This is a genomic window from Mesorhizobium sp. M1A.F.Ca.IN.020.03.2.1, from assembly GCF_004023205.1.
Classification (GTDB): domain Bacteria; phylum Pseudomonadota; class Alphaproteobacteria; order Rhizobiales; family Rhizobiaceae; genus Mesorhizobium.
The window spans coordinates 1-5,591 of record NZ_RZSV01000302.1; the positions used below are offsets into that span (position 1 = coordinate 1).

General features: G+C 64.5%; 6 protein-coding genes and 1 pseudogene. 1 reads left to right on the forward strand and 6 read right to left on the reverse strand.

The features are described from left to right. Positions 1–25: 25 nt before the first annotated feature. The gene (locus EOA79_RS28950; protein WP_127335202.1) at positions 26–628 is read right to left on the reverse strand and encodes a sulfotransferase family protein; all 603 of its coding nucleotides are present in this window, start codon (positions 626–628) and stop codon (positions 26–28) included. Positions 629–675: 47 nt separating this feature from the next. Then, positions 676–1,572, reverse strand: a complete 897-nt coding sequence (locus EOA79_RS28955) for a VOC family protein (protein ID WP_095824546.1) — start codon at positions 1,570–1,572, stop codon at positions 676–678. A gap of 130 nt (positions 1,573–1,702) precedes the next feature. Here EOA79_RS28955 and EOA79_RS28960 point away from each other — a divergent pair, with 130 nt between their 5' ends. Continuing rightward, entirely contained in the window at positions 1,703–2,002 is a 300-nt protein-coding gene (locus EOA79_RS28960) for a hypothetical protein (RefSeq protein WP_095783445.1), read from the forward strand. A 189-nt stretch (positions 2,003–2,191) separates the two neighbouring features. On the opposite strand, the pseudogene EOA79_RS28965 reads toward EOA79_RS28960, so the two are convergent. The 4 genes and pseudogenes from EOA79_RS28965 to EOA79_RS28980 all read right to left on the reverse strand — a co-directional run bounded on the left by EOA79_RS28965 (position 2,192) and on the right by EOA79_RS28980 (position 5,474). Continuing rightward, positions 2,192–2,505 (reverse strand): annotated as a pseudogene (locus EOA79_RS28965) (MocE family 2Fe-2S type ferredoxin). An 84-nt stretch (positions 2,506–2,589) separates the two neighbouring features. Further along, entirely contained in the window at positions 2,590–3,552 is a 963-nt protein-coding gene (locus tag EOA79_RS28970) for a substrate-binding domain-containing protein (RefSeq protein ID WP_095824548.1), read from the reverse strand. Between the two features lie 114 nt (positions 3,553–3,666). Continuing rightward, complete coding sequence (locus tag EOA79_RS28975; RefSeq protein ID WP_095824549.1) at positions 3,667–4,674, reverse strand: sterol desaturase family protein; 1,008 nt, start codon at positions 4,672–4,674, stop codon at positions 3,667–3,669. An 8-nt stretch (positions 4,675–4,682) separates the two neighbouring features. Next, positions 4,683–5,474, reverse strand: coding sequence for a 3-methyl-2-oxobutanoate hydroxymethyltransferase (locus EOA79_RS28980; RefSeq protein ID WP_095824550.1), 792 nt, complete (start codon positions 5,472–5,474; stop codon positions 4,683–4,685). Positions 5,475–5,591 lie beyond the last annotated feature (117 nt).

The following is a 5,591-nucleotide window of genomic DNA, read 5'->3' on the forward strand; positions in this document are numbered from 1 at the left end:
ATTCCCCTATTCCCCTCCCTTCCCTTCAATTCAACGAAAGCGCCGTCCGGAACTCCTTCGTGGTGTTGCGGTTGGGATAGGGCTCGTCCGGCACCGGAACGCCGAGATGGGCGCAGAGCGGCGCCCAGCCGTCGCCCAGCTTGTGAACCAGCAGGCGCTCGGCCGGCACCGTCTTCAGCACCGCTTCGATATTGGCCTCATAGACGGCAAGCGCATGCGCGCGGTCCTGCGGGCGGCCGCCGAAAACCTGCTTCGTGACAAGGGTGACGCCCAACGACTCCTGATCCTGGCTGTCAATGACGGCCGGCAGGATGGTTTTTGCGAAACTCTCCCACCAGCTTTCCGGCGAGCGCCAGGTGAGGATGACGCGCGCTTGCGGAAAGACTTCGATCAGCTCGCGCCAGTAATGCACCGAGGGCCAGTCGACGCAGGATGTATAACCGGCAAAGAGCCGATTCCAATCCGGCGCGGCGCCCTTGGCGAGCGCTCGCCAGAGCCGCTTCTGCTCCGCATGCGCCATGACCTCCGACATGTGATGGCACGGGCCGAAGCCGAGCATGGTCAGCGCCTCGCGCATCGAATCCGTGCCGGTGCGGCCGAAGCCGGTTCCTATCACCCTGATGGTCATTCTCCCCTTCTCCCACTTGTCTTCCCCAATCGTCCGCTGCGGCGCGATCAATCCTCCCGAAGCACGAACCGCAGCCTATTGCCTTCCGGATCCGCGGTTTCCACGGCACCGCCGATCTTTTTCGGCGGCAGGTTGGCGGCATCGAGCCTGCGTTCCAGCGCAGCCAGCTCCTCGACCGATGCAAGCTCAACCGTGAAATGGTCGAGTCCGCCGGCACCCGGCGGCGGCTCGCGCAGCTCGTCACGCGCCCAGATATTGAAGGCGACCATATGCGGCCGGCTCCCGGTACCGCAGTCGAACATGCCGAAACTTCTCGACTGGATGTGCGGGCGGAAGCCAAGCACGCCGACATAGAATTCCATCAGTTCTTCCGGCGCGCGGGCGCGCATATGGATGTGGCCGATGAAGGCGTTCTTCGCCATCCTCTGCTCGACATGGCCGGAATTGCCGAGGTCGCGCAAAAGGCCCGGGAGATGGAGCGGCTCGAGCCCGGAATGCGCGCTGCCGTCGGTGCCGATCAGCGCCACGCGGCCATCGGCCGACACCTCGCGGCGCAGACAGCGTTCCGGCGTGTCGAAGCAGATCTCGATGCCGTTGCCCGACGGGTCGGAAACGTAGAGCGATTCCGAAACCAGGTGGTCCTGGGCGCTGTAGCGCAAGCCGGAAGCCTTAAGCCGGGCGGCGGTGTGGGCGAGGTCGCGGCGGCTCGTCACATGGATGGCGACGTGGAAGAGATCGCGCGATTTCTGCGGCAGCGCAATCTGCGCTCCGGCGTGAAGCACGATAAGCTTCCGCCCACCGGCGCCGAGCTCCGCCGTGGCGGCATCCTCGCCGAGGACCGCCAATCCGAGCGTGTCGCGCCAGACGATCAAGGCAGCCGGGATGTCGGTCACCCTGAGATGGACCGGCCCGAGACGGGTGGCTTGAGGCAACCCTTCGTCCATGGTCGTCCGTCCGATTGCGGTCGGCGAACATATTAGCCGTGAACGATATTTCTGTCTCGCGCCAAGTTCGGGTTGACCCCTCCCCGGCGGGCGGCGACTATTGCCACGAAGCTTCTTGGGAGGAGATCACATGGACGAGACCGACCACTGGCGCAACATGGCGAGCGCGCCGCGGGACGGCAGTCGCATCCTGGTGACGGTGCGCTCGTCCGAACAGGGACCGGCCGAGGTCGACATGGCCTACTGGTCGCGCGCCGACCAGTTCGGCGAGGAAGGCTGGCGGGCGTCGGATTCATCGCCCGGACGCATCGTCGAATATGCCGAGCCGGAGTTGAGATGCTGGATGCCGCTGCCCACGGCGGGGCGAGGTTCGTTGCCGAGCCCCTGGGAAGGCGACGACGTGCCGCTGGTGGATGGCGAGGGGATTTAGCGCCTCTTTCCTTCTCCCCTTGTGGAAGAAGGTGTCGCCGAAGGCGACGGATGAGGGGTGCTGGACGGAGTGAGGCGCTGGGGAATGTCGCTGCGCTGTCGTCGTGGCCGCCAAGCTGGAACACCCCTCATCCGTCTCGGCGCTGCGCGCCGATCCACCTTCTCCCACAAGGGGAGAAGGGGGAGCTTTTCAGCCCACCGCCACCATCACCGCTCCGCCTCGACCTTCGCCGGATAGGTCCTGAGGTTGATGCATGGCGGCAGGCGCTTGGCGGCTCCGGTGCGGTAGTCGAAGGCGCCGGCGTGCTTTGGGCATTCGACCTCGTAGTCCATGACCAGGCCGTCGGCGATGTGCACCGCCTCATGCGTGCAAAGCCCGTCGGTGCAGAAGACCTCGTCGTCGGGCGAGCGAAAGACGGCATAGGTCTTGCCGCCATGGTCGAAGCGGCGGGCGCCTTCCTGTTCGATGTCGTCGAGCCCGCAGGCCCTGATCCAACCGGTCATTTTTCTTCCCTTCAGATCTGTCTTGCCTTCAGATCGAGGCGAACCCATCGGGGCGGCGAAGCCGGCCGCCCCGATGATCCGGGTCTAGTTCTTGTTCAGGTATTCCGCCGCGGTGGCGGGCGTCACCAGTTCGAACGGCACATAGACGACGCGGTCGACCTTCTCGCCTTTGGCAAGCGCGAGCGCCGCATCGACACCGCCGCCGCCCTGGCCCTTGGCGTTCTGGAACACCGTGACCGAGAGCTCGCCGGCCTTCATCGCCTGCAGGCCGTCCTGCGTGGCATCGATGCCGCCGACCACGACATTCTTCAGGTCGACGCCGTTGGCCTTGAGCGCCAGGATGGCGCCGATGGCGGATTCGTCGTTGTTGGCGATGACGGCGTCGGGCGCCGGGCCGGCAGTCAGCCAGTTGGTCATCAGGTTCTGCGCGTTGTCGCGCGACCATTCGGACGACTGCTTGTCGGTGACCTTGATGAAATTGCACATGTCGGTCGAAAAGATCTGCTCGACATCCTTGGTGCGCTGGAGCGCCGCCTGATGCACCAAGCTGCCCATGATGATGTAGGCGGTAGCGCCGGCCGACTTGCCCTTGGCGCGCAGCATCTTGCAGACCTCGAAGGCTTCCAGCGTGCCGGACTCGACCTCGTTCGAGCCGACATAGACCTGTTTCTCCGGCAGGTTCTTCATGTCCGATGGCTCGAGGTTGACGAAGACCAGCGGAATGCCGGCCTTGGCGGCTTCCTCGCTGATGGTCTTCGAGGCATTGGTGTCGACCAGCGTGACGATGATGGCGTCGACGCCGCTGGCGATGAAATTCTTGACCTGGTCCAGCTGTTTGGCGACGTCGTTCTGGGCGTCCTCGACCTGGATTTCGGCACCCTTCTCCTTGGCGCGCGCCTGCATGCCATGCATCAGCAGCGTCTGGAAATTGTTGTCGAAGTTGACGATCGAGACGCCGAGCTTGGCGGCGAAGGCGCCGGTCGAGACAGTCGCGAACGCGGTCGCCATCAAAGCGGCGAGCGCCGTCGAGATGAGAAGCTTCTTCACGGGTTTCCTCCCTCTGGATTTGGAGTGCCGGCTCACTCCTGTCTTGTTCGCCGGCCCTTTCGGGATCGTCGAAGCGGGCGGCTCAGGCCGGCCACGTGGCTTTCTCTGCAGCTGTCATTTCGCGGCGGCGTTGGCGCGCGCCTTCTTCTTCTCGTAGCGGGCCTGCATGCGCGCCTCGCCGTCCTTGCTGCCGTCATGGAAAGTGCCGAACCAGCGGTCGAACGGGATCAGGCCGTCGCCGTAGTTCACCTCGAAATATTTGTGGTGCAGGTAGTGGATATAGGCGTGGCTATCGACCGATCTGTCCTCGGTCAGTTCCACCTTGTCGAAGCCGACATGGCCCGGGATCGCTCCGAAGCCGGCATAGTGGAGCTGGTAGAGCGCCAGCAGCGGGTTTGACGGAATGATCAGGTGCCAGAAGGCGACGCCGAGATAGCCGAGCTGCTCCACCGGATGCATCGACAGCGACGACCAGGGCGACGGGTTGACCGAGTTGTGGTGCACCGAATGCACCCATTTGTAGAGCGGCCCCCAATGGATCGTCCGGTGCAGCAGGAAGAAATGCGTCTCGTGGATGATCGGCACCACCAGCGCCAGACAGAACAGGTAGACGGGATTCTCCGCGAAGGTCAGCCACGGCACGTAGCCGTTGGCGTAGGCGTAGAGGATTGCCACCTCGATCGCCGTCCAGATCGGCATGCCGGTGCCGAAGGTGCGCAGCATGTTGTCGATGTTCTGGTTCTCGAAGAAGAAGGCTTTGCTCTTCTGCTCCGAGGGCCATTTGCCGTTGTATTTGAAGCGGTTGCCCTGGGCTCTCAAAATGTAGAGTCGAAGCTCGAAAGCGCCGAAGAAAATAAGCAGCGCCGCGCAGTTGACGATGAAAAGGCGCAGGATCCAGCCGATGGCGAGCGTCTTCATCGTCTCGACGTCCGGCAGCACGTAGCGCCACCACACCACTGCCGAGAGGGCGAAGAGCAGGTTGTAGGGCAGGAAATAATGCGGCAGCCACTTCAGCAGCGCCAGCGGTCGCGGCGGAAACGCAAAGAGCGGCGCGGTGCCGGCCGGTTCGTTCGGGGCCCAGTCGCCTCTCTTGTTGCGCGTGCCGTATTGCAGGTCGTCCATGGCTGGTCTCACAGCGATTGAGAGAGGGTGAGGAGGCGGTCATAGGCGGCATCGTCCATGTCCACCTGGTGCTTCGCTTCCGGGTAGCTGCCTGCGGCGACGTCGCGGCCGAAGGCGCGGAACGCACTGATGCGCCTTTCCTGCACCTCGGCCTCCAGCGTGACGAAGTCGGCATAGCGCTTGGCATGGCGCGGATAGTGGCCGGTGTGGGTGCCCAGCACGTCGCAGGAGAAGAGATACTGCGTGTCGCAGGCAGTGCCGCAGCCCATGCCCATGGTGATCAGCGGCGTCGAGCGGGTGATGTGGTCGGCGAGCCTGACCGGCACCACTTCGACCTCGATGCAGGCCGCACCCGCATTCTCCAGGTCCTTGGCCGCGCGCAGCACCTTGAAGGCCTCTTCCGCCGTGCGGCCGACGGCTCGGAAATTCGTCCAGGTGGCGCGGTTCGGCACCAGGCCGACATGGCCGGTGACGGGAATGCCCTCCGCCGCCATCGCCTCGATGAAGCGCGGCGAGTGCGATGAATAGACCGCGTCGGCGCCGCGCTTCATCATGGCGAAGCCCAGCCGCACCGCCTCGTCCGGCGACGCGACCGCGCCATGCGGCATGCCGACGGAGAGGAACGCGTGAGGCGCCGCTTGGCGGATCGATTCCAGATTGTGGTCGGGCTCGCAGGAGAGGATGACGATGTCGCAGGCGACCGCGGCCGCCGCCTCGGCCGGCGTGTCGACATGCAGCTGCAGCCATTTCCTGCTGCCCTTGGCGCTTTGCAGGTCGTAGGCCGTCAAGCGTCTTGCCACCGATGATCCTCCCGTTCGCGGGCGGACGATCAGGCTTGTGAAAGGTCCCCCTCACCCGGATTGGCAGCCGACTTGCGAAGCGCAATTCGGGGCCATCCGACCTCTCCCCAAGGAGAG